Source organism: Cohnella algarum, assembly GCF_016937515.1.
GTDB classification, from domain to species: Bacteria; Bacillota; Bacilli; order Paenibacillales; family Paenibacillaceae; genus Cohnella; species Cohnella algarum.
The window spans coordinates 2,184,782-2,205,798 of the sequence record NZ_JAFHKM010000002.1; the positions used below are offsets into that span (position 1 = coordinate 2,184,782).

23 protein-coding genes and 2 pseudogenes are annotated in these 21,017 nt (G+C 48.8%); 16 read left to right on the forward strand and 9 right to left on the reverse strand.

The annotated features are described in order from the left end of the window. Positions 1 to 24 precede the first annotated feature (24 nt). Positions 25 to 408 (reverse strand): IS3 family transposase, encoded by a 384-nt coding sequence (locus JW799_RS29305; protein WP_275901456.1) that lies wholly within the window; start codon positions 406 to 408, stop codon positions 25 to 27. Between the two features lie 39 nt (positions 409 to 447). Here JW799_RS29305 and JW799_RS28515 point away from each other — a divergent pair. The 4 genes and pseudogenes from JW799_RS28515 to JW799_RS09945 all read left to right on the forward strand — a co-directional run. Next, positions 448 to 552, forward strand: a pseudogene (locus tag JW799_RS28515) (TetR/AcrR family transcriptional regulator); the annotation flags it as partial. A 90-nt stretch (positions 553 to 642) separates the two neighbouring features. Beyond that, positions 643 to 1,020 carry a hypothetical protein gene (locus JW799_RS09935; RefSeq protein WP_240353887.1) on the forward strand — a complete coding sequence of 126 codons (378 nt, stop codon included), beginning with the start codon at positions 643 to 645 and terminating at the stop codon, positions 1,018 to 1,020. 104 nt (positions 1,021 to 1,124) lie between these two features. Beyond that, the gene (locus JW799_RS09940; protein WP_205429601.1) at positions 1,125 to 1,757 is read left to right on the forward strand and encodes an NAD(P)-dependent oxidoreductase; all 633 of its coding nucleotides are present in this window, start codon (positions 1,125 to 1,127) and stop codon (positions 1,755 to 1,757) included. Between the two features lie 61 nt (positions 1,758 to 1,818). Then, entirely contained in the window at positions 1,819 to 2,727 is a 909-nt protein-coding gene (locus JW799_RS09945; RefSeq protein WP_205429604.1) for an oxidoreductase, read from the forward strand. A 106-nt stretch (positions 2,728 to 2,833) separates the two neighbouring features. On the opposite strand, the pseudogene JW799_RS28520 reads toward JW799_RS09945, so the two are convergent. Continuing rightward, positions 2,834 to 2,968, reverse strand: a pseudogene (locus JW799_RS28520) (IS110 family transposase); the annotation flags it as partial. Positions 2,969 to 3,268: 300 nt separating this feature from the next. On the opposite strand from JW799_RS28520, the gene JW799_RS09950 reads away from it, so the two are divergent. The 3 genes from JW799_RS09950 (at position 3,269) to JW799_RS09960 (ending at position 5,509) form a co-directional block, all read left to right on the forward strand. Then, positions 3,269 to 3,562, forward strand: a complete 294-nt coding sequence (locus JW799_RS09950; protein WP_080831785.1) for an AbrB/MazE/SpoVT family DNA-binding domain-containing protein — start codon at positions 3,269 to 3,271, stop codon at positions 3,560 to 3,562. Position 3,563: 1 nt separating this feature from the next. Then, positions 3,564 to 3,974, forward strand: a complete 411-nt coding sequence (locus tag JW799_RS09955; RefSeq protein WP_080831784.1) for a type II toxin-antitoxin system death-on-curing family toxin — start codon at positions 3,564 to 3,566, stop codon at positions 3,972 to 3,974. 326 nt (positions 3,975 to 4,300) lie between these two features. Then, positions 4,301 to 5,509: an SEC-C metal-binding domain-containing protein gene (locus JW799_RS09960; protein ID WP_240353219.1), complete on the forward strand. Its 1,209-nt coding sequence runs from the start codon at positions 4,301 to 4,303 to the stop codon at positions 5,507 to 5,509. A 64-nt stretch (positions 5,510 to 5,573) separates the two neighbouring features. Here the strand turns inward: JW799_RS09960 and JW799_RS09965 are convergent, their stop codons facing one another. After that, positions 5,574 to 6,458, reverse strand: coding sequence for a DMT family transporter (locus tag JW799_RS09965; protein WP_080831783.1), 885 nt, complete (start codon positions 6,456 to 6,458; stop codon positions 5,574 to 5,576). Positions 6,459 to 6,556: 98 nt separating this feature from the next. Here JW799_RS09965 and JW799_RS09970 point away from each other — a divergent pair, with 98 nt between their 5' ends. Then, positions 6,557 to 7,471 (forward strand): LysR family transcriptional regulator, encoded by a 915-nt coding sequence (locus JW799_RS09970; protein WP_080831782.1) that lies wholly within the window; start codon positions 6,557 to 6,559, stop codon positions 7,469 to 7,471. Here the strand turns inward: JW799_RS09970 and JW799_RS09975 are convergent. After that, positions 7,460 to 8,440, reverse strand: coding sequence for a BtrH N-terminal domain-containing protein (locus tag JW799_RS09975; protein WP_080831781.1), 981 nt, complete (start codon positions 8,438 to 8,440; stop codon positions 7,460 to 7,462). The two genes, JW799_RS09970 and JW799_RS09975, sit on opposite strands and share 12 nt — an antisense overlap. Next, complete coding sequence (locus JW799_RS09980; protein WP_080831780.1) at positions 8,424 to 8,996, reverse strand: PadR family transcriptional regulator; 573 nt, start codon at positions 8,994 to 8,996, stop codon at positions 8,424 to 8,426. The genes JW799_RS09975 and JW799_RS09980 overlap by 17 nt, the downstream gene beginning before the upstream one ends. A 316-nt stretch (positions 8,997 to 9,312) precedes the next feature. Between JW799_RS09980 and JW799_RS09985 the strand changes: the two genes are divergently transcribed. Continuing rightward, positions 9,313 to 10,071 carry a hypothetical protein gene (locus JW799_RS09985; RefSeq protein ID WP_139787024.1) on the forward strand — a complete coding sequence of 253 codons (759 nt, stop codon included), beginning with the start codon at positions 9,313 to 9,315 and terminating at the stop codon, positions 10,069 to 10,071. Positions 10,072 to 10,105: 34 nt separating this feature from the next. On the opposite strand, the gene JW799_RS09990 is transcribed toward JW799_RS09985, so the two are convergent. The 3 genes from JW799_RS09990 to JW799_RS09995 form a co-directional block, all read right to left on the reverse strand. After that, positions 10,106 to 10,309, reverse strand: a complete 204-nt coding sequence (locus tag JW799_RS09990) for a DUF5316 family protein (RefSeq protein WP_139787023.1) — start codon at positions 10,307 to 10,309, stop codon at positions 10,106 to 10,108. Positions 10,310 to 11,482: 1,173 nt separating this feature from the next. Beyond that, complete coding sequence (locus JW799_RS28525) at positions 11,483 to 11,821, reverse strand: hypothetical protein (protein ID WP_240353220.1); 339 nt, start codon at positions 11,819 to 11,821, stop codon at positions 11,483 to 11,485. A 20-nt stretch (positions 11,822 to 11,841) separates the two neighbouring features. Beyond that, complete coding sequence (locus tag JW799_RS09995) at positions 11,842 to 12,582, reverse strand: transposase (protein WP_240353221.1); 741 nt, start codon at positions 12,580 to 12,582, stop codon at positions 11,842 to 11,844. Between the two features lie 729 nt (positions 12,583 to 13,311). On the opposite strand from JW799_RS09995, the gene JW799_RS10000 reads away from it, so the two are divergent. The 4 genes from JW799_RS10000 (at position 13,312) to JW799_RS10015 (ending at position 15,673) form a co-directional block, all read left to right on the forward strand. Further along, a complete protein-coding gene (locus JW799_RS10000) occupies positions 13,312 to 13,959 on the forward strand; it encodes a TetR/AcrR family transcriptional regulator (RefSeq protein ID WP_205429606.1) in 648 nt (215 codons plus the stop codon). A gap of 419 nt (positions 13,960 to 14,378) precedes the next feature. After that, entirely contained in the window at positions 14,379 to 14,699 is a 321-nt protein-coding gene (locus JW799_RS28530) for a nuclease domain-containing protein (protein WP_240353222.1), read from the forward strand. Between the two features lie 409 nt (positions 14,700 to 15,108). Then, complete coding sequence (locus JW799_RS10010; RefSeq protein WP_176220558.1) at positions 15,109 to 15,372, forward strand: type II toxin-antitoxin system RelE/ParE family toxin; 264 nt, start codon at positions 15,109 to 15,111, stop codon at positions 15,370 to 15,372. A 7-nt stretch (positions 15,373 to 15,379) separates the two neighbouring features. After that, complete coding sequence (locus JW799_RS10015) at positions 15,380 to 15,673, forward strand: helix-turn-helix transcriptional regulator (protein ID WP_080831776.1); 294 nt, start codon at positions 15,380 to 15,382, stop codon at positions 15,671 to 15,673. A 117-nt stretch (positions 15,674 to 15,790) separates the two neighbouring features. Here JW799_RS10015 and JW799_RS10020 read toward each other — a convergent pair whose 3' ends face one another. Further along, a complete protein-coding gene (locus JW799_RS10020; protein ID WP_080831775.1) occupies positions 15,791 to 17,011 on the reverse strand; it encodes an IS256 family transposase in 1,221 nt (406 codons plus the stop codon). A gap of 470 nt (positions 17,012 to 17,481) precedes the next feature. Between JW799_RS10020 and JW799_RS10025 the strand changes: the two genes are divergently transcribed. The 3 genes from JW799_RS10025 to JW799_RS10035 all read left to right on the forward strand — a co-directional run bounded on the left by JW799_RS10025 (position 17,482) and on the right by JW799_RS10035 (position 20,961). Then, positions 17,482 to 19,587, forward strand: a complete 2,106-nt coding sequence (locus JW799_RS10025; RefSeq protein ID WP_205429608.1) for a pectate lyase family protein — start codon at positions 17,482 to 17,484, stop codon at positions 19,585 to 19,587. Between the two features lie 127 nt (positions 19,588 to 19,714). Beyond that, positions 19,715 to 20,491, forward strand: coding sequence for a hypothetical protein (locus JW799_RS10030; RefSeq protein ID WP_205429610.1), 777 nt, complete (start codon positions 19,715 to 19,717; stop codon positions 20,489 to 20,491). Between the two features lie 110 nt (positions 20,492 to 20,601). Continuing rightward, the gene (locus JW799_RS10035; RefSeq protein ID WP_080831772.1) at positions 20,602 to 20,961 is read left to right on the forward strand and encodes a sortase family protein; all 360 of its coding nucleotides are present in this window, start codon (positions 20,602 to 20,604) and stop codon (positions 20,959 to 20,961) included. The last annotated feature ends 56 nt before the right edge of the window (positions 20,962 to 21,017 follow it).

Here is a 21,017-nt window from a genome sequence, read left to right on the forward strand (position 1 = left end):
GACAGTACAAAAAATAAAAGTCAGTTAAGCGGCCTTCTTCCTGTATTCCATGGGACGGAGGCCGTTTAGCTTTTCCTGCAATCGCTCGTTATTGTAAAAGTGAATATAGTCGTCAATGTCCCGTTTGAGTTCCCCAAACGTGCGGTAGGTATGCAAATAATACTTCTCGCATTTCAACGCTCCCCGGAACGATTCCATGGGACCATTATCGATACAGCGCCCCACGCGGGACATGCTTTGAGTCAGTTTGTTTTTGTCTAGGATCTTCTTGAAATTTTGAGACGTATATTGGAATCCCCAGTCGCTATGAAGCAAGGGTGAACTGCCTGGCGCGGATGACGGACTGGATGCCCTTGAAAAGTTTGGGGGCGGGTAAAGAAAAAGCCCCAACCAATCAAGCAATATCATAATGTTGACAATAAATAAACGATCATTTATTATTGTGTCATGCGATACAGAGATGATAACAAAGTCGAAGCCATATTCGACGCGACCGTACAGCTAATTAATGAGATTGGTTTCTCAGAAACATCGATATCCAAAATTGCCAAAAGAGCGAGTGTATCGGCAGCGACGATTTATATTTACCATGAGAACAAAGAGGATCTGCTCTACAAAACCTACTTGAAGATTAAAGGCAAGATGAGCGAGAGAATGTTTCAGGGAGTGGATCATACCCGAACAGTTTACGAACGGTTTGAGGCTATCATCCGCAACTATGTTGATTTTATTCAATCATTCAAACCATATTTTTTGTTTCTGGAGCAAATAATGAATTCACCTTTGCCCCAGAAATGGTGCCTAGAGGATACGGCAAGTCAGTTTCAACCGATCTTCGAAATGTTTGACGCTGGCATCCGACAGGGGCTATTGAAGAAGGAGGATATTAACATGCTGGTTGTTTACTCCATCTTGCCAATAGCCGAATTATTAAAGGCACATTTGAAGAACGGAACCACACTGGATAGTAAACAAATAGAATCTGCCATCAAGATGAGCTGGGACGCTATTAAGGCATAGCAAAGTATTTTAAGCGATGCGTAGCATCGCTGTTCTTTCCACCAATAATAAATGAATATTCACTTATTACCGGTGAAATATAGATAAAAGAGAGGCAAAGAACAATGAAGTTTACCATCTTTGGAGCTAGCGGCGGTACGGGCTTACAGCTAATTGACCAAGCGATCAACAACGGACATACTGTAAAAGCTTTTGTACGTGCCGTAGATCGAATCCCGTTTACCCAGGAGGAATTAACAGTTATAGAAGGTAATGTATTTAGTGAAGAGGATGTAGGATCGGCTGTTGAGGGGCAAGACGCGGTGTTTATAGCTTTAGGAGCCGCAGCAGGAAGTCCTTCAGATCTATGCTTTCGTGGGACTCGTTCAATTGTGAACGCGATGAGAAGGCATAAAGTAAAGCGACTAGTCGTTCTTACAGGCTTTGGCACCAGCAGAGAAAGCAGGAATCAGCTCGGCATTGGGACGAGAATGATGGTAAAACTGGTTTCTTTACTAACGTTCCGAGAGTTTCGCGACAAAGAAAGACAGGATGGTATAGTGCGGCAAAGCGAATTGGATTGGACCATCGTTCAGCCACCGAGGCTCACCAATGAGCCGGGCAAAGGGCGATATAAGCACGGTGCCTTTACTCCTTCCATGCTAGCTAAAATTTCTCGCGACGACGTGGCTAGATTCATGATCGATTCAGTCGAACATGCTCGTTATATCAAACAATCCTCGTTTATTCACGACTGACTGAAACAGCTTTGCATGTCGTAACGACCCGATTACATATAACCTTTCGGAGGAATAAATTATGAGACCAAACTGGACGCCCGACGATCTCCCAAACTTAAGAGGAAAAACTGCTATCGTGACGGGAGGCAATGGCGGGGTAGGCTATTATACGGCATTAGAGCTAGCGAAGCACGGTGCCAAAGTCATCATTGGAAGCCGTGATCCTAGGCGCGGCGAAGAAGCAATCCTAAAGATGAAACAAACGGCATCGAATATTGATGTAACAGTGGAGCCATTAAACTTGGCTGATCTAAAGTCGGTTCGAAGCTTTGCCGAAACGATCCACGGGAAAATGAAGGGAATAGACGTCCTTATAAACAATGCTGGGGTAATGGCGGTTCCCACTCGCGAACTGACGGCCGATGGTTTTGAAATGCACTTCGGAATCAATCATCTTGGACACTTCGCGTTGACAGGTCTGTTATTGCCGTTAATTGAAAAGAACAACGGTCGAATCGTTACAGTTAGCGCACAGTCAGCTCAAATGGGGGATATCGATTTTTCTGATTTAAAAATGGACAAGAAATACAGACCAATGGCAGGATACAATCGCTCGAAACTTTCAAACATTCTGTTTGCCCGAGAATTAAATCGACGTGCGAGGAAGAAAGGTATCACTTCTATAGCAGTACATCCTGGTACAAGTCCTACAGGCATCGGGAGAAACGCACCGAAGGGAACCAAAGCATTCGGACTGCTATTAATGAAAATATTCGGAACTTCTCCTGATCAATCATCTTGGCCATCACTTATTGCGGCGACGGATTCGACAGTCACCGGAGATCATTACGTAGGGCTAGGAATGAATCCACTAAAGGCTAAGAAACCGAAGTTTGTAGATTTCCCCAAAAAGGCATTGGACACGCAGCTTGCGGAAAAACTTTGGTTACTATCCGAGAAGTTAACCGGAGTACATTATGACTTGTAAAAACGAGCAAAGATGGCTTCTTCTTGAAATGAAAACCGTATCACATATGCCAGGTCATTACGCAAACGGGAAACGTTAGTTCAATGGGACAGCGACGATACCGGATCAATTCTCTCAGCTCGCGGTTTGGGATGTAACTGCCATTCAATAGACCGTGGCGAAGCAGTCCGGCGATCCATTCCGCATCTTTTACGTCGGTTTTGCGGCCCGGAACATTCTTGATGTGCTGGGCGTTTACGACAAATACCTAAATCTCCTCAAGCTCCAGATCGGTTTCCAGTAAGGTTCTGTACTTTCCATGGCGGCGTGAGTGCAAGGAAATTATATCGCATGACTACCATTTTCATCATCTGATGGTGCCGCGCTATCGGCATGGGCGTCTAAGACTTTATTTTTCCGTCTTGGGCCGCCGCGAGGTTGGGATTTTTGCTTTATATCTACAGGAAGATTTGTTAAAATGTATATACGTTATAAAAGTTATGACTGTTACAAAGGTATAACTAATCGTGTGCTGATCATACTATAGAGAGGAGAATATAAAATGAATGGTGTGGTCAAATTGACGAATGATAAACGGCAGGAGACTCGTTATTCCCGCAAAATAGGACGGATGGGGAACAGTTTGGGAGTAAGTTTGCCCAAAAGCCTTGCTGCGAAGTTAAATATTTCGCAAGGGGATGAGATCGAATTCATCGAAAACGATCGAGGCGAAGTGTTGTTGAGAAAAGCACGACAAAGTAAACTGCCCGATAATGTTCGTCCTGAAGTTTTGGAAGCTTTCTTTGATGTATTTGAAGAGGATGAGGGAATTCTTGAGGATCTAAGGGATCGATGATATGACGATCTTCCTGACCAAAGAAGAAATTATCGCAGCACACTATTTTATCATGAGAAGAATGAATGACGCAGAGCAGGCGGGCGTGAAGGACCACGGCCTGCTGGAATCTGCGGTACATAGACCGCAGCAAAGCGTATTTGGAGAAGACGCTTATCCAACCTTATTTGACAAGGCTGCAGCATTGTTGGATTCTCTGGTCAAAAATCATTGTTTTCATAATGGCAATAAGCGGACAGCGTATCTTGTTGCAAAGTCATTCCTGATGATGAATGGATACCAACTAGGGATGGAACGTAAATATGCAGTGGAATTTATAGTCGATATTGCACAAGGAGTATATAAATTGGAGGCTATCGCTCATCTTCTAGAAGAACATTCTACTGAAAATGATTTCTCGGGGAGTTCTTAAGGGGATATCAAAACTATGACTACACCCGTAGAAGCGTATGTGGCGTTATCTTCGGACAGGGGTTCAAATCCCCTCGCCTCCACCATGTAAATCCACAACCGCTTTAGGTTGTGGATTTTTGCTATACTATTTGCAGGAAAACTAAATTGATCATTAATACGCTAAAATTGATTTAAGACAAATAGGGATAAATATTTAATTTGGATAAATAATTTGATTGGAAGTTATATAACCATAATGAACTTTTATGAAAATCCTGCCGCAGTTGCTGTCGGCTCAGAGAATCTAGCAAAATGACGACTTTAGATGAGAAGGGGAAGGTACCTATGTTCCATCCTGAACAAGTAAAGAGTTATATCCTGCATCCTGAGTATACTGTAAGCAATACCGCTCTAAAGTACTTTGAAGACAGCTTTTTATACGAAAATGAACCTGCTTTAATGCCGTTATTGCTAGAAAAACTGAAGCAATCTAAGCACGCCAGATCCATTCATTTGTTCCATGGATATAAGTTCCCGCAAACCGAAGAGACGATTCGCGGGTTGTTGGCCTTGTGTCTTTCGCCGACATACGATAATAATACGAAATTCCATTTGAAAAAGATGTTGCATCATAGCGATCCCCAGTTGTTGGACCCCTTTGTGGAGTTCGTCGAGAAAGATCCGCTTTGGAAAAATCGGGTGCAGCAAAAGCGTAATCTTTCGATGATGGACGATCAGGAACTCGTGAGTACCTTCCAATTGTTTATTGAGCAAACCACCGATAAATATGTAAATGAGTTTGACACAACGTATGGTGACGAAATCGTGTATGAGCTGTCCCGTCGGACGTGTATGGATCCCGATGCTATACTTCAGAAGCTGGATGCCTATAATCCGGACGACTTAAGCTATGAAACCCCGTATTTTGTTCAGCTGGCGGGTGCAATGAAGCTGGAAGCGGCCATTCCTTTTCTGTGCAACTTTTTGGGAGCGGAGGATGATTGGCTTCCAGAGAAGGCCGTAGAGGCGCTTATTCATATCGGGACAACTTCGGTTGTGACGACGCTGGCCGATCGGTATTTTGCTGCTAACGGGGAATATTTCCGGTTATATGCTTCCGATGTGTTCGGTAAAATCAAGCTGCCCGCCTCGGAAGAGGCATTGCTGACGCTATTGCCGGAAGAGCGGCATCTAACCTATGCGACCAACTTGGCGAATGGTCTATGTGAGCTGGGCTCAAGCAAGGGCCTTCCGCTAGTCCAGGAGATGGTGGAAGGAGATTACGAACGTGGACTGATGAACCTCACACAGTCGATTTATGCTTACTGCATAATTTCAAACACACCGCATCCTTCATTGCCGCAATGGAAGAAGGAGCTTGATAGGGAAGAAGCGCGGCTGGCCAAGCGTGAGAAAGAAGTGGATCGGATGTTTGCCAGCCCTAGACTTCAAGGTAGCCTAGGCACACCTTATACTAACCCGAATAAAGCAGGACGCAACGATCCTTGTCCTTGCGGAAGCGGGAAGAAGTACAAGAAATGTTGCGGCGCGTAAATGGATACTAATAGAACCTATGGAGATGCGAATTAGAGGGATATCCAAGTAAAATATTTCCGGGTCAACCAACTTTCGGCCTCGCGTTCACAAGCAGGATGCTGGCGACGATGAGCGCCATTCCCGCGAGCAGGTTCAGCGTCAACTGCTCGTCGAGGAACAAAACGCTGCAGACGATGGAGACGACCGGGATCAGGAACGTGAACGACCCGACCTTCGTCGCCTCGCCCGAGCCGATCAGCTTGAAGTAGACGAGCCAGCCGAGCGCGATGACGAAGACGGAAATGAACAGCGTATCGTAGACGAACGGACCGGTCCACCGGATTTCCGACCAGCTCTCCACGGTCGAGCCGTACGCCGTCATGACGACGCCGCCGATCGTGACCTGCATGGCCGTCATCCACAGCGAGTCGACCTTGGCCGCTTGCCGCTTGATATAGACGGTTCCGAGCGCCCAGCTGAGCGCGGATGCCAAAGCGAGCAGGATGCCGATGAGCGAGATTCCCCCCTCCAGCCCGCCGATGCTCATCGCGGCCACTCCCGCGAAGCCGAGCAGCAGGCCGATCATTTTCCGGGCGTACATTCGCTCTCCCAGCCACATCCAGGCAAACAATCCGAGCAGCACCGGCTGCAGAAACACGATGGCCGAGAACAAGCCGGCGGGCATGTATTGCAGGCCGACGGTCTGGAAGCCGTAGTAGAAAACGATGCTCAGGAAGGCCGAGAACAAATAATACGGCCATGTCTCCCGAAGCCGAAGCTTCCTCCAGCGCGGCAGCGCGACGGCGATGAGCAGAACTCCGCCGATCAGCGTCCGAAGGCCGGCGAACAGCAGCGGCGGCGTGAATTCCAGCGCGTATTTGGACAAAGGCCAGTTTATCCCCCACATCAGGATAAGGAAGAATAAATAGAAAAAAGTTTGTTTGCGGGATAGAGCAGCTTCTGACATAAGAGGTCTCTCCTTGTGAAAGGGTCAACCCGAATGATACACTATTTTTTAACATGATGAAAATGAATGTTTCTTATAGGAGGCATAGCGTTTACGTTATGACTAACACGCAGATCAAGCTTTTCGTCAAGATCGCAGAGACAGGAAGCTTTACGAAAGCGGGCCTTGACCTGAATATGACGCAGCCGGCGGTTAGCCGCGCGATTTCTTCGCTGGAAGCGGAGCTGGACGTTCCGCTGCTTCTGCGCGATCGCCGCAGCGGCGTGCAATTGACCGATGCGGGCAAGCGCATTCTCGTGCTGTTCCGCGAAATTCTCGGCACATTCGCCAAGGTGGAGCAAGTCGTCGCCGACGAAAAGGGGCTTCAGGTCGGTACAATTCGCGTCGGGGCTTTTCCCGTGGCCGGGGCTCACTTCCTGCCCCGGATCATCGGCGCCATCGCCAAGAAGCATCCGGGCATCGAGTTCGAGCTGCACGAAGGGAACATCGACGAGCTGAGGAGCTGGCTGGAGACGAGGGTAATCGACGTCGCGTTCCTGATTCCGCCGGATGGCGACTGGGAGACGATTCCGCTCTATCGGGAGAAAATGTACGCCGTGCTGCGAGCGGATCATCCGTTAAGCGACCTGTCCGTCATCCCCGTCAAACAGTTGGCCAAGGAGCCGTTCATTACGTGCAAAGCCGGATACGAGCCGCCGATCATCGACCTGTTCGAACGGGCGTCAGCCCGCTTGCAAACGAAGTACATCGTTCAAAGCGTCAGCATGGCTCTCCGCATGGCGGAAGAAGGCCTCGGCTTTCCGATTCTGTCCGAGCTGGCGCTGAAGGCGCTCCCTCCCGGGCTGGTCAAGCGCGAGCTGGAGCCGGAAGCGTTTCGTGACATTCGGCTCGCGGTGCCTTCCATCGCCGAATCCTCCCACGCCGTCAAGCTTTTTATCCGGACCGCGCTCGGCTTGTTCCCTCCGCACGGCATGCCCGTCTCGGACCCGGCAGGTCTGGTTTCACAACAATAACTCCATGGCCGTTCGCTCTTTATCCGCAATCTCGAGCAGAAGCCTTGATGCCTGCTGCAGCTCCTCGTGGCTGCCCGTTTTTCCCGCACGTTCGATCGAGGCGGAGACACGGGTCCACATCGGAGCGATTTCCGCAAACATACGGTAAGCTTGTCCGATTTTCGGGTCTTCCAAGCGCTCGGCGCATTCCTTCAGGAAGTCCCGGTACAGATTCCGGAACAAAGCGCCGCCGGTTCCCGCCCGCTCCATCAGCAAAGCGGCCAGGCCTAAATCATGTTCGAAATTGCGGCTGCGGGAAGGCCATTTCAGGATTTCGCGGCTCATTTTGACAACGCCTTTGTTCCCGACATTGCGAATGGGCGGGTTCAAATAATCATGCGCGTTCCTGGTCAAGGATTCGCGTATCGCGGGAACGAGCGGAGGCAAAGCGTTGATCGGATCGAGCGAAAACGAACGATTCCGCGAACTCATGGGTCCCTTTGCGTTCCGGGCCGCGGCCAGGCTTGCGAGGCTCGTTTTCACCTGTCCGCCCTGCTGTCCGGTGTCCGCCATGTAGGCGTATTCGTCATCCATGCCGTATAAGACCGCATAGTGGCCGGCAAAGTGCACTTTGTTCGTAAAATAGTCCAAGTAATAGGAATCCAGCTTCAGGCCGACCGGAATTCCGCGATCGATGCAGCGCCGCACGTTTTGCCACGCTACGCCGACGGACGACGTTTCCTGAGTTCGGACGGTCAAACCCAGCGCGCTGGCCAGGTTGGCTGTCAATACATCCGGCTTCACCCTTCCGCCGATGAACGGAAAGTCCATTCCCTTGGAGTCCCAGTAAATGAAGCCGAGCCCCTGCCCGAGTCCGAACAGCATCGGTTCCGACAGTCGGATTCCCGCAAATTGCAGCAGGTTGCCCAGGGCGGTCGTTTCGCAATGTTCGCCTCGGTACGGTACGAAACCTTCAATGATTTTGGCCATCGTCCCCTGTCTCCTCCGACAATTCTTGAATTAGACGGTCAACGAACGCTGTCTCGCTCTCGATCAGGCTTATCGGATGCAAGAACAGCGCCCTTACGTTCAGCGGCAATCGAGCGCCGCCTTGCGATTCGAACTTCCGCCTTACTTTGATTGAAGCGCCATGAAGAAAGTCCAGCCGTTTCCGCAAAGCGGCGATCGCTTCGTCCTTCCCGATGAAGGGCAAAGCGGCCAGGCCGAGATCGAAGCGGTTGTCGCGTTCCCGCGTTGACGACAGGCTGTCGAGGATTTCATGTTTCAGCTTGATCCTGCCGGCTTCGGTGAGGGCGAAGCGGGTCGGCATCGGCCCCTTGCCGGATTTTTCGTCGGAATCCTCGGGCGCGATCCAGCCTTTGTCGCTCAGCTTCTTCAGTCCTCCGTAGATCGAAGTCGTGCCGATATTCGCCCATTCCCGATAGCCTCGCCGATCGACCAGCTTCTTGATATCGTACCCCGAAGTTTGACCGCCTTCCGCGATCATTTGCAGCAGCATGAATTCGACATTCGAGATCGGGTGCATGGTGGGGCTCCTTCATTTTATATTTCACATATGTAATATAACACTAGTGGAATAAAAAGGTCAATGCCGAACCGGATTTATTGGAGAATGCAGTTGGCCACTAAGCTTGAGTTGCAACGGAGCAAGGTGTTCAGAGCGGAAGATTTGGCGGACGTATTCGTTAAAAGTCCGGATGGTTTAATTTCTAACATTTCTGTGCCTATAAGATGAATACTGTCGAATGAATAGTAGTATGGTCGTGATTATTTCCATTTCTATTGATTAAATTGAATTAATTGTTCTGATATAATAAAAAAATTTAATGGAGGTAATTTATATGGTGATAAGAAGATTTGTTCCTGTTCTAATGTCGTTTATTCTTTCATTCTCCTTAACTGGTAGCCTTGCATCGGCAGATGTTATCGAAGAACAGGTCATTTTCGAAGCAGAGGAAATCACAAATTTGAGTTTATTGTATGAACGCGCAAGAAAAGGTATTACAGATGCTGATATAATCGATAGATCTATTGGAATTTTAAAAAACAGAGTTTCTAATGTTGAGGGCGTCGGCACTGTTGAACAGCTTGAAACAACACAGAAATTGCGTGCCGTGAAAAAGGGCGATAAAATTATTGAAAGTTATAAGGTCGTGACATTGACAATTGTTTCTGATGAAGACGAAGATGAAGGTATCGTTGCACCTTTAGCAGAAGGAAGCAAAAGTGAATCTAGATGGGACACCGCAGGAGGAGTAAGAGCTTATTCCACAGTAAACTATGATAGAAGTATTGACGGAAATCTATATTTGTATAAATTAACTTCTGTTAGTGGAGGTTGGGAACGTCATGACTCATCTTACGTATTATCTGACAGAAAAGTGAATTATGGAGCAACGGGAACAACAAAAGAAGGGGGATTTGCTAACCAATCATCAGGATTCCTTTACCCTACTAGTGATACCTATTCTTATACCGCTCCTTCAAACTGGGTTCCGGTTTGGCAATCGTATATGATTTTCGGTACAAACTCATGGGTTACAATAAAACGAGGGACAAGTTCTGAATGGGAACTACATTTATCCAATCTGGTAGCTTGATGATCCACCCCGGCCTAAATATGGGCTGGGTTTTTTATAATAAATAAAAACAACCGTAAATAATAAATGCAAGTAAGGAAATAAGTGCTGTGATTGCGGCCAATTTTCTTTTAAGCTTTCGTTCATTTTGATTTTCCGAATAGTAATTTCCTCTCTGTTGAGTACCTGTAGTCCATGCACCAATCAGAATCCCGGAGATAAACAGAAAAATAATTCCGACATACAATAACCAATCCATCGTATACCCCCTTAAAATTTTTAAAATAATACTTTTAATAACATTAAATAAATACCAAAACCATAATAACATGTTTAATCCATACAATGATTATATTAGCTCATTGTTAAAAATTTGAGAAGAGTAAAGATGATTGACGTGAGGATCCGGATCATTCCCCATTTTGTTCGATGTTGTGATTTAGGCTTAGTAACGGAATTAGACAGATAACAGCAAAAATACGGGAGAATGCCGGAAGAGAAGCTGGCACCTTTATGCGTAAGAGGCCGTGGTCCAGGCAATGAAGCGGATTAAATCGAGCGAAGGCTGGATTCCCACTGGCCGACGTGGGGGAAAGGTGGGATCGGCAGGACCGTATTCGAACTCGGAAGCTTTCCGCCGTTCGGATCCGCGTCCCGGCTTCGTCGCATTACTTCCCCCGGCAACCGGAGAGCAAGGAGCAGCTTGCGGAAGGGCACTGCGGAGTAGAGGAATGGATGAAACGAACGGAACCCGATTTGAACCGGGCGCCGGAACGGAAAGCGCGAGCTGAGCTTGGTTTAAACCCAAGGCAACGGAAGGTCGAGGAAGAGGTTGCCTAACGGCAGCCTTTCCTTTTTTAAACTACGACGGCACAATTAACTAACTCACATAATTTGATCCCATTGTGCCTCCAGTTTCTCTAGAAAAGCGATGGGCTGGCGGTTAAATCTTCTACGCTGAACGCTTTCGGATAGCCGCCGGTCCCATCGTGCTTTGCGCGTTGCATATTTTTCATAGCCCACCGTTCTTAAACGGGCGATGATGTGTTTTTGTCGAAGTGCATCGTCTACAAGTACAATCATTTCTCCATTACGCACAATGTAGCTGTTCCAATTGCGTAGCCCAGTAATTCGGCGATGAACAGCCTTCATTCGGCGGAAAAACTGTTCCAGATCGTTGTTCGTACGAGGGATGTGGTAGTGATCGTAACTAGTGAACAGTCCCTTCCAGAAGCCGCGAGAGTAGTAGTACAGTGGTCACCATAGGGGCATCCTGTTCATCGATGTAAGTCTGTTCAGCCACCCGAGCAATTGGGTCATTTCCCACTCAACCGTTTCGCTCGTCTTGTCTTCGTCTGGCGCCAAGGTAGCCGCGATATGGGCTAGCGGTGTAGCCCAGCGAACGACAGACGCATATCTGGTGGCCTGCTCATCAAGTTTGCTGAAAATTCTGACCAGACCTTGGAGGAGATGAGGCTCTTTTTTTAGTCAAGCACCGCGCAAGCGACGCCTGTATGGCTTGAGCTCGTTCATAAATAAGCATCCCGGGCAATTTGAGCGGCGGTTCCCCGTCCTCCAGAAGCAGAGCGCGAACCGCAGCGACATAACCTTTTGCAACCTGCGCTTCGCTTGCAATGGTTTCCGCCCTAACACATGAAGTGTCTGTGGCTACGCCTTCGTTTGCTTGAGCAGCTTCCACGGCATTCTTCTCAACTTGCTCGATCTTCCTTTCGACTTCCCGCAAGCCGCGCATGCTCTTCTTTAGCTCCATCTTGAGTTTGCGATCCGCATCTACAACAGGTTTGGCAATATCTTTAAGGTAGTGGTACTGGGATACGGCACATCCGGCAGAAGCGTTTCGAATGCCTGACGAATGGAAACTTGTCCGTCACTGACGATTCCGACGACGGGGAAGCCCAACTCAATAATTGGCTCGATGAGGCTGCGTAATTCGCCAGCGGCTCCGCTTTTCATGTTCTGAGCCGCCAAAACTGTGCCACTGAACACCTCTCGAATGACATAGAGCATCTCATTTCCTTTTTCCGGCTGGACGCCGTCCATGGAGAGAATGATGCCGCCATTTTGTGCCGTGGTTTCCGCCAAGCTTTGTCTTACATGCTCGTCAAGACTGGCCGCCAGCAGGGTTTGATAGCGTTCATAGAGTGTTTGCGCATATCGCTCACTAGCTACAATCCCGCGCTCGTTTAGCAACTCTGCAATCTCTTTACACGTGCGGTGCTGCTTAAAACGCAACTCCCCAACGAGGCCGAGCACATCGTAGCCATAAGAAGAATACTTCATGCTCAGCATTTCGGCTTCCGCTGATTTATAGGCTACGCCTGTGTGAACGCAGCTTGCATTAGGACACATGTAGGCCATGCTCCAGGCATGAATAACACCAGTTAGTGTAGTGATTTTTTTGTTCCAGGCGGTATGGGATCGCTTAAGCTTGACCCCGCAATGCGGGCAGTTAGTCAACTCGGGTCGGAAATAGATTTTCGGCGCGGCGCCGAGGCGATTTTTCGAAAGCATAAGGGCACACTCCAACTTATTTTGTGTCCCTTATGTATTCGACATCCTCCAGGAAAATCCTGTTAGTTAATTATGCTGTCGTAGTTTTAAAATAGATTATTTCAATACGCCGCGCCTGGTCATGACCCTGCAATAGAAGAACAACCCAAACGTCAGGATGAGGATTCCGATATCAAAAAGCGAAATCCAGGGGCCAAGGATATTCCAGCGATCCATAAAGGCAAACGTAATAAGCTCTAGCGCCAAAATCGAAACGGACGAAACAAGCGCGACCTGCACGGCCCAGCGGGAACGGATGTGAAGCAAAATCGGTGCCATCAGACCGGAAAAAACATTCAGGGTCCAGAAGACGAGAGGCAAAATAGGTAATCCGTGAAATACGTATAGACTTCCTCTCCGTAGTTTTTGGAGCTGTAATAGGCATCGTTATGCCCGAGCGTCATAAAGTAATCGTAAATCCCGTTCGCATAAAGGAAGAAAAAGAATATTCCTGCGAGGTAAAGATGCCAGGGTGCCTTTGCTCGTTGTAATGGCGTCTTCGATTTTGCGTGATCCATTTCCAGTGGTGCCTCCCTTTGCGCTTTAAGCTCTTGCATTGTGTCACAATTGTGCAATCATGTAGAAGTATAGAGCCGCGAATAGGACGGTACAATCCTTTCCGGACAAGTGCTACATTCGCTTCGTTTTTGTGACAGAATCCGCAGGCGAACCGGGGACAGGAGGACACAGATGAGAAAAGGCCAAACGCATCCTTCAGCCATTCTCTCAAAAAGGATGCTTGCGCAAGGGCTTGTCGAACTTTTGCGAGAAGAAGAATATAAAGAGATCACGGTTACCCGATTATGCGAACGTGCGCAAATTGCCAGAAGAACGTTTTATCGCAACTTTGAAACCATTGAGGATGTTCTGTCCTTTTCTATCGCCGGCATGATGGAGGAGTTCGTAAAAGAGATGCAGGCACACGTTCATGATGATTTCAAAACCGTCGTCACGGCCTATTTTACATTTTGGGAAAAGCATGCTTGGTTGCTGTTATTGCTGAGCAAAAATCAATTGATCCATATCGTTTTTACTCTGTATATTCATTACCTGCATCAGTTTTCGAATGTCTTGTGGCTGAACGATCAAGCAGCTGCTCCAGATGAAGAGGAATTCGCCGTTAGACTCGCCTATACATCCGGAGGGTTGTGGAGCGTGCTGACGTATTGGATTTCTTCCGGTTGCCGGCAGAGTCCGGGGGAGCTTGCCGGGATTATTGGGGGGATGCCACATCTTAATTCTCCCACTGTTACTTACAGCCGCAGTTTATTTATTTCTTATCAATTGGAGTTATCCCAGTTAGAAAAGGAGATCTTAATTCATTTTGCTTATATTTAATACTATATTCTGAACCCTCAACCAAAAAAGGCCACACAATTTCTGGAACCTTTATTTGTACAACTCTGTTGTCTTCGGATCTGATTTTAATAATATGATTTTTAGGCGTCTCAATTTTTTCCTCTAGAGTTGCAATAATAATTGTACTTGTGAGTAAATATCGATAATACACAAATACTATAACCAATAAAATCAACAACAACGTCAACACAAGCTTGAAGATTTTCACACTTCACCTCCTTCATTTTCACAAAAGAACATTTCAATAATTTTAATGGCATATTTATGATTTTATCATATTTTTTCTTAGAACATTAATTAGTCATAATTCAAGTTGCTGTTACTACTCTCTGAGCCTTAAGCCGCCGTACCATCGGGTTTATGGGCTTCCGGGGCCGGAGGAGTCGGACATCAACACGATGCACCGGTATCGGGACGCAATCGTGTACGAAGACGGAAACCGGGGAGAGCTGGAGCGCAGCATGTTCGGGGCTTACGTGCTGTTCCCGTATCACGACGAGGAGAAGTTCCGCGAGCACAAATTCTACAAAAGCATCGAGCTGGTGAACGTCGGGGCGTTTCCTTTTTCGCCGAATTCGACGAAGCTGATGGAAGCGTTCCTGGATGAAATCATCATGACAGTCCCGAGAAAGCTTACGAGCGATCCACTCGTCCTCGGGGAACCCCTGAGTATTACCGGAACAAGTTCGAGGGGAAAAACATGCTCGTCGGTTCCCTGAGAAACGCATCGCAATTGGAGGATGCGCTTCGGTTCAGGTTTTATCACGTGCCGTTTGCGAATATTTCGGATCATAAACGATTAACACAGTTAGAATATGTGGCGCTTTATCAAGGCAAGGGATTTACAGGCTGCTCTATACGTCGAAGTACATCTTCGACCGGGCCGCGGAGATCGCGGAGCTTCGGCTCGAGACGGAGGAGGACATCAAGCAATGGCGCGAGCAGCGGCGAATCGGACGCGTAGCCGTCGAGCTGGATCATGAACAGGTGGATTTGGCGAGCGGCGTAGTGGGGATTCGGTTGGTGCGGGATGATAGGGGAACCTGACATAAGAGAGCATCCGATTATATGATCTATATGTTATAATTAGATTAATAAACGAGTATAAGGGCTAATAAGAATGCACGAGTGCAATTAGAACAGATTGTTTATTGCTTGAATCGTTTAGAAGAGAAGGGGACACGCGCAGGTGAAAAGTTCACCAAACGGATCTCAGGTGATATCTGGGAGCTTCGGCCAGGATATAATCGGATTTTATTCATGGGATGGAACGGAAACCACTTTGTACTGTTGCACCAGTTTATCAAAACAACACAAAAGACGCCACCAAGAGAGATTGCAATAGCTGAAAAGAGAATGCAAAGCTGGTTGTCAAGAAAACAAAAGGAGTGATTCCAGAATGAAGAGCTGGAGCGAGAAAAAAAAAGAATTGAAATCCATCGATCCCGTAAGGATGAATGAGCTCGAAGCTGTGGCACAATTGGTGAATGCTATTCATCAAAGACGCGTAGAGTTAGGATGGACGCAAAAGGAATTAGCCGATAAAGTGGGTTTGCATCAAGAATCCATCGCTCGTATCGAAAACGGGGGAGTCGTGCCTCGGCTAGACACCGTGTTAAAAATAGCGATCGCATTGGGCATGAAGCTAACTTTGCACGGTACGGAGGAAGCTGCGGCTGCAAGCATCGGCTAAAGGCTAAAGAATATTGAGTCACTAAATAAGAAATTTTAGTATTCGGCGATCGGGGTCTGTCAATAATTTTGTGTAAACTCTTTTATAGGCATCTCTCCGAAGGGGAGATTAGCCTCCTCAAGGTAAGTGCTGGCCGATCCGGTCCGGAAAGAAGACGGAGAGCTGCAGGAGCATCTGTCCCCAGTTTTGAACACGACCGGTCCATTTGCGGGTGACGTCCATCGTGACTAAGTACAGCATCTTCAGTAGCGCCTCGTCGCTTGGGAAGATGCTTTTCCCTTTGGTGACTTTTCGCAATTGGCGATGATAGCTCTCAATCATGTTCGTCGTGTAGATGAGCTTACGAAGCTCAGGCGGATACTTGAAGAAGGTGGCGAGTTCGTCCCAATTGCTGCGCCATGAGCGGACAATAAGGGGATACTTGGCGCCCCACGTCTCCTCAAAGCGGTCGAGTTCCAGCAGAGCCATTTCCTCCGTAGCAGCCTTGTAGATGGGCTTCAGATCGGCCGTCACCTTCTTCAGATCCTTGTAGGAGACGTAGCGCGTGGAGTTGCGGATCTGGTGGATGATGCACTTCTGAATCTCCGTCTTCGGATAACAGGCAGAGATCGCCTGGGAGAAGCCCGTGAGGTTGTCGACACAGGTGATAAGGATGTCCTGAACGCCGCGATTCTTAAGATCGTTCAAGACGCTCAGCCAGAACTTCGCGGACTCGTTCTCGCCGATCCACATGCCCAGCACGTCCTTGTTGCCGTCCATGTCGATCCCAATGACCATGTAGGCAGCTTTGTTCACGATCGCCCCGTCTTGCTTCACCTTGAAGTGGATGGCGTCCAGGAAGACGACCGCGTATACGCCCTGCAACGGCCGATTCTGCCACTCTTTGATGAGCGGAATGATCTTATTCGTGACATTGGAAATAAAGGTTGGCGAGACCTCCAAACCATAGAGATTCTGCAGATGGTCCTGGATCTCCCGCGTGCTGACGCCTTTGGCGTACAGGGCGACGATCTGATCCTCGATCCCCGTCACGTTGGACTGATGCTTCTTCACCACGAGCGGCTCGAACTCGCCCAGGCGATCCCGTGGCACGGCAATCTCCTGGTCGCCGTACTCGCTAGTGACGATTTTCTTGCTCTTACCGTTGCGACTGTTCTTCGTCTGCTTGTTCTGCACGTCATGCTTGCTATAGCCCAGGTGCGTATCCATTTCGGCCTCTAGCATTTCTTGCAGCGTTTCGGCAAACAGGTCCTTTAGCGCATTCTGCGCATCCTGTGCGGTGACCAGATTATTCTCCTTGATGAAACTCCGCAGCTGCTCTTTCGTCCATAATCCCATGTGTGCTCCCCAACCTCTCCATGATTTCATTTTAGTAGGTTTGAGAGTTTACACAAAGTATTTTACAGACTCGGCGATCGTCACCGACCCAGCCATTCTCCCTGTAGTTCTTTCCCCTCCTCTGTCCTCTGTCTCCTTCCGTCTGCGCCCTTCGCGTTGCCACTACGAATGGTATAGAAATCTCAAAAAGCGTACGTTTTATCCTGACGAGCAGGCCCTTGCGCGCTCCGTAACCTTTTTTCCAAAACGTGTCATTTCCCTGCCCTATAATCATTAGTTCATAATCGCCGCGGGATGCGGGAGATGTGAACTAATGATTGTTTCGGAACCGCTTTCACGGCTGATATTCTGGAAATGCAGTTCATTCTTGTCATAAATAGGGGGAGGTGAACGGAGAAACTTCGCAGCAGCATTTTTGTAAGCGGTCTCAAAGGTTTCCGCACTACAATTACGCTCGGGAGGGAAAACTGATGAAGAAAAGAGTGGCAAACGGATCCGGCATTTTATTGGCGTGTTCTCTTGTAATCGCTTTAATCGCAGGCAACTGGGGGGCAAGCGCGGTCGTGCATGCTGCCAATCTGGCGATCACCGACAGCGGAGGCTGGAACGAAACGGCCTATGTGGAATGGTCGCCCGTAAGCAACGCGGAGGGCTACAATGTATATGTTAAGCCCGCAGGCGCCGCAGACTCCCAATATCGACAACTCGATGACGAATTGATCCGAAAATACCCTTCCTATTGGAGAGCCGATGCCGTAGGCCTTGCCGCCGGAAATTATGTGATGAAGGTTGAAGCTCTCCTGCCTGAAGGCTCAACGGCAAGCGCCGTTTCCGACACGCTATCCGTATCGGCCTATGACAGATCCGGATTCGCTTTTTCGGCAGATTCCCCCTATGGCACGGGTTCAGGCGCATACCAGGATAACGGAACGCTTAAGAACGGAGCTCAAGTTCTTTATATCACAGCCGACACGGCGCAAACCGTAACGCTTGACGTGAAAATCAATAGCTCGGGAAGTACGCAAACAGGCGTCGGTCTTGGCGAAATTTTGGAACTCAGGCAAAAGGGCTACGACACAACGCCGCTCGCCATCCGACTGATCGGGAAAATTACGGACGACGACATGAACGGGCAGTTGAATAGCAGCGGATATCTTCAAATCAAAGGCAAAAACAATTATTCGGAAATGAACATAACGCTCGAAGGAATCGGCGAAGACGCTTATGCTTACGGTTGGGGACTGCTTCTCCGATATGTCGGCAATGTGGAAGTAAGAAACCTGGGCTTGATGTTATTCCCCGACGATGGCATCTCCATGGATACCGGCAATGTGAACGTTTGGGTGCATCACAACGATCTTTTCTATGGAACCGCCGGAGGAGATGCGGACCAAGCGAAAGGCGACGGCTCCACGGATCTTAAAAAAGGATCGACTTTCATTACTATATCTTACAACCACTACTGGGACTCCGGGAAAGCTTCTCTCGTCGGCTTGAGCGAATCGTCGGAGTTTTTTGTGACCTTCCATCATAACTGGTTCGATCATTCGGACTCGCGTCATCCGCGCATCCGGTTGGCTTCCGTTCATATTTACAATAACTTTTTTGACGGCATCTCCAAATACGGCGTCGGCGTGACGACGGGAGGTTCGGCCTTTGTAGAATCGAATGATTTCCGGCATGCCCCGAATCCAATGATGAGTTCCTTGCAAGGTACGGATGCTTTGGGGGACGGGACGTTCTCGGGCGAAGACGGAGGCATGATTAAAGCATTCAACAATATCATTACGGATGCCGAAAGCCTGATTTATGCCAATTCCAATGCGGGAACGGCTCCGGCTCATGCGACCTCGTTCGATGCTTACCTGGCTTCGTCGAGAAATGAAACCGTGCCAATCTCTTACAAAACCCTGGTGGGCGGAACAGCCTATAACAATTTCGACACGAGCGGCATCGATACGGGAGTAGACGTGTCCGATATTGATCCTGTAAGCGATGTCGAGCAAATCGTTACGGCGGAAGCCGGGCGGCTGAATAACGGAGACTTCGCATGGGAATTCAACGATTCGGTCGATGACGCCTCGTCTGCGGTGAATGCGGCACTGATGGCCAAAATCACGAGCTACGCCACGCAACTCGTGTCCGTAGGAGGAAATTCGACGGACCCGACAGACCCGACGGAATCCCCGAATCCGACGGAGAGTCCTGAGCCGACGCCCACTTCGACTCCGCCAGCCGGACAATATGTCCATAACTTTACGACGGACGGAACGGCAAGCGACTTTTTCGATATTCAAGGAAGTCTTTCCACAACGAAGGGCACGGTGGTCTATAACGGACTCACCCTGACGCAATGTTTGAAAATCGAGAGCTCGACCCGCATTGAGTTTACGACGGCCCAGGCTTCGACCTTAACCTTGGTGTTCAATTCGGCGGACGGAACCAAAATCAAGATCGACGGAACTAGTTACCCGATGACGAACGGCATCGTCAGCGTACCTCTCGCGCCGGGCGCGCATACCCTTACAAAAGACAATGTGGCAAATCTGTTTTACATGGAATTGGCGTACGCTTGACAGCAACAGGAAGCCCTGATATCGTTTAGGCTAACAACATAAAGGCCATGTACCTTCGGGTTCAACCTCGCTGAAAAGTGGGTTGGACCCTTTTTGCATTCCAAAAAACCGGAGGAGGATTCATAGGATGAAAAAAGAGGAACTGTTGCTTCAGCGGCTGGACGAAATCGGCAAATCCCTTGAGCGGAAAGGAGGAGCTCTGGCCTTGTTGGGACTTGGGTCCGTCGGCGTCGAAAGAGAGCGATTGGATGAGCATTCGGATCTGGATTTCTTCGTCATCGTAGAGCCCGGACAGAAGAACAGATTTATCGACCGTTTGGACTGGCTGGAAGAAGTTCGCCCCTTGGCCTACTCTTTCAAGAATACGAGCGTCGGTTGCAAAATTCTGTTCGAGGACGGCATTTACGGGGAATACGCGGTGTTCGAGGAATGGGAGCTGGAGAACAGTTCTTACGCCGAAGGCCGAGTCGTTTGGAAGGCTCCTTCGTACGCGAATACGGGAATAGCAAAATCATCCCGGAATATGCCTAGCATCAGAAACGATTCCCTTGATCATCCCCTGAATGAAGCGCTGACCAATCTATATGTGGGACTTTGCCGTTATGCCAGGGGAGAGAAGCTGTCCGCGACGAGATTCGTTCAAGGGTATGCCGTGGACAGCATCCTTTCCGTGCTGCACCTGCTGGAGGAAGAGGCGGACGGCTTTCCCGACCCTTTCGGCAATGACAGGCGCCTGGAAAGACGATACCCCCGTTTTGCGGCCATTGCAGGAAGCATGATACAGGGATACGATCGTGTCCCCGAATCGGCGCTTTGCATTTTGAGTTACCTGGAAGAAGTGTATCCCGTCAACCGCAGGCTGAGCGAAGAAATACGGCGATTGGCCGACAGGATCGGTAGATGAAATGACGAAAGGTGCGCCTCCACGGAAGGAAATATAGCCTGTTTGACGGTCACGGCTATTCGGGTGTTATAATTTGACGAAGACTGTGACGGTCACGGGAGGCGCTCATCGTGAAATTGATTCGGAATCCGTGGAAGCGGGTCGCGCTTAATAGGCTTATTTTATCCTTCATCTGCATTCTATTGCCGCTGTATACGTTGGCGGTCGTCATCTACAACTGGGGAATCCGAACGCTGCAGACGGAAATCTCCGGTTCGATGACTTCGCAAGTGTCCCATTATGGAACGCGGTTTCGAGCAACGAGCTGCTGGATATACGAAATTACGAGTACGGAAATCGTCGATAAAGACGATACTTCGGTCATTCGTTCGATGGGCGAGGAAGTTCTCGTCGTCACCGCGTGCTATCCCTTCGACACCCCCTCGGACCGATGCCGGTCTGAGGGGGCTTTTTTAGTGCGCCACGCATGACGCGCAGCTAGGCGGTGAAAGTCCGCTATGGGGGCTGGCAGTTGCCAACCATTAGC

Coding starts and splice junctions, on each gene's coding strand:
- JW799_RS09960 (WP_240353219.1), top strand. CDS start 4,301: ATGTTCCATCCTGAACAAGTAAAGAGTTATATCCTGCATCCTGAGTAT.
- JW799_RS10025 (WP_205429608.1), top strand. CDS start 17,482: ATGAAGAAAAGAGTGGCAAACGGATCCGGCATTTTATTGGCGTGTTCT.
- JW799_RS29305 (WP_275901456.1), bottom strand. CDS start 408: ATGATATTGCTTGATTGGTTGGGGCTTTTTCTTTACCCGCCCCCAAAC.
- JW799_RS09995 (WP_240353221.1), bottom strand. CDS start 12,582: ATGCTTTCGAAAAATCGCCTCGGCGCCGCGCCGAAAATCTATTTCCGA.
- JW799_RS09940 (WP_205429601.1), top strand. CDS start 1,125: ATGAAGTTTACCATCTTTGGAGCTAGCGGCGGTACGGGCTTACAGCTA.
- JW799_RS28525 (WP_240353220.1), bottom strand. CDS start 11,821: ATGGAGCTAAAGAAGAGCATGCGCGGCTTGCGGGAAGTCGAAAGGAAG.
- JW799_RS09965 (WP_080831783.1), bottom strand. CDS start 6,458: ATGTCAGAAGCTGCTCTATCCCGCAAACAAACTTTTTTCTATTTATTC.
- JW799_RS10000 (WP_205429606.1), top strand. CDS start 13,312: ATGAGAAAAGGCCAAACGCATCCTTCAGCCATTCTCTCAAAAAGGATG.
- JW799_RS09955 (WP_080831784.1), top strand. CDS start 3,564: ATGACGATCTTCCTGACCAAAGAAGAAATTATCGCAGCACACTATTTT.
- JW799_RS09950 (WP_080831785.1), top strand. CDS start 3,269: ATGAATGGTGTGGTCAAATTGACGAATGATAAACGGCAGGAGACTCGT.
- JW799_RS09980 (WP_080831780.1), bottom strand. CDS start 8,996: ATGCACCCGATCTCGAATGTCGAATTCATGCTGCTGCAAATGATCGCG.
- JW799_RS10020 (WP_080831775.1), bottom strand. CDS start 17,011: ATGGGATTATGGACGAAAGAGCAGCTGCGGAGTTTCATCAAGGAGAAT.
- JW799_RS28530 (WP_240353222.1), top strand. CDS start 14,379: ATGCACCGGTATCGGGACGCAATCGTGTACGAAGACGGAAACCGGGGA.
- JW799_RS10015 (WP_080831776.1), top strand. CDS start 15,380: ATGAAGAGCTGGAGCGAGAAAAAAAAAGAATTGAAATCCATCGATCCC.
- JW799_RS09975 (WP_080831781.1), bottom strand. CDS start 8,440: ATGGCCAAAATCATTGAAGGTTTCGTACCGTACCGAGGCGAACATTGC.
- JW799_RS10030 (WP_205429610.1), top strand. CDS start 19,715: ATGAAAAAAGAGGAACTGTTGCTTCAGCGGCTGGACGAAATCGGCAAA.
- JW799_RS09935 (WP_240353887.1), top strand. CDS start 643: ATGAGCGAGAGAATGTTTCAGGGAGTGGATCATACCCGAACAGTTTAC.
- JW799_RS09985 (WP_139787024.1), top strand. CDS start 9,313: ATGGTGATAAGAAGATTTGTTCCTGTTCTAATGTCGTTTATTCTTTCA.
- JW799_RS09970 (WP_080831782.1), top strand. CDS start 6,557: ATGACTAACACGCAGATCAAGCTTTTCGTCAAGATCGCAGAGACAGGA.
- JW799_RS09945 (WP_205429604.1), top strand. CDS start 1,819: ATGAGACCAAACTGGACGCCCGACGATCTCCCAAACTTAAGAGGAAAA.
- JW799_RS09990 (WP_139787023.1), bottom strand. CDS start 10,309: ATGGATTGGTTATTGTATGTCGGAATTATTTTTCTGTTTATCTCCGGG.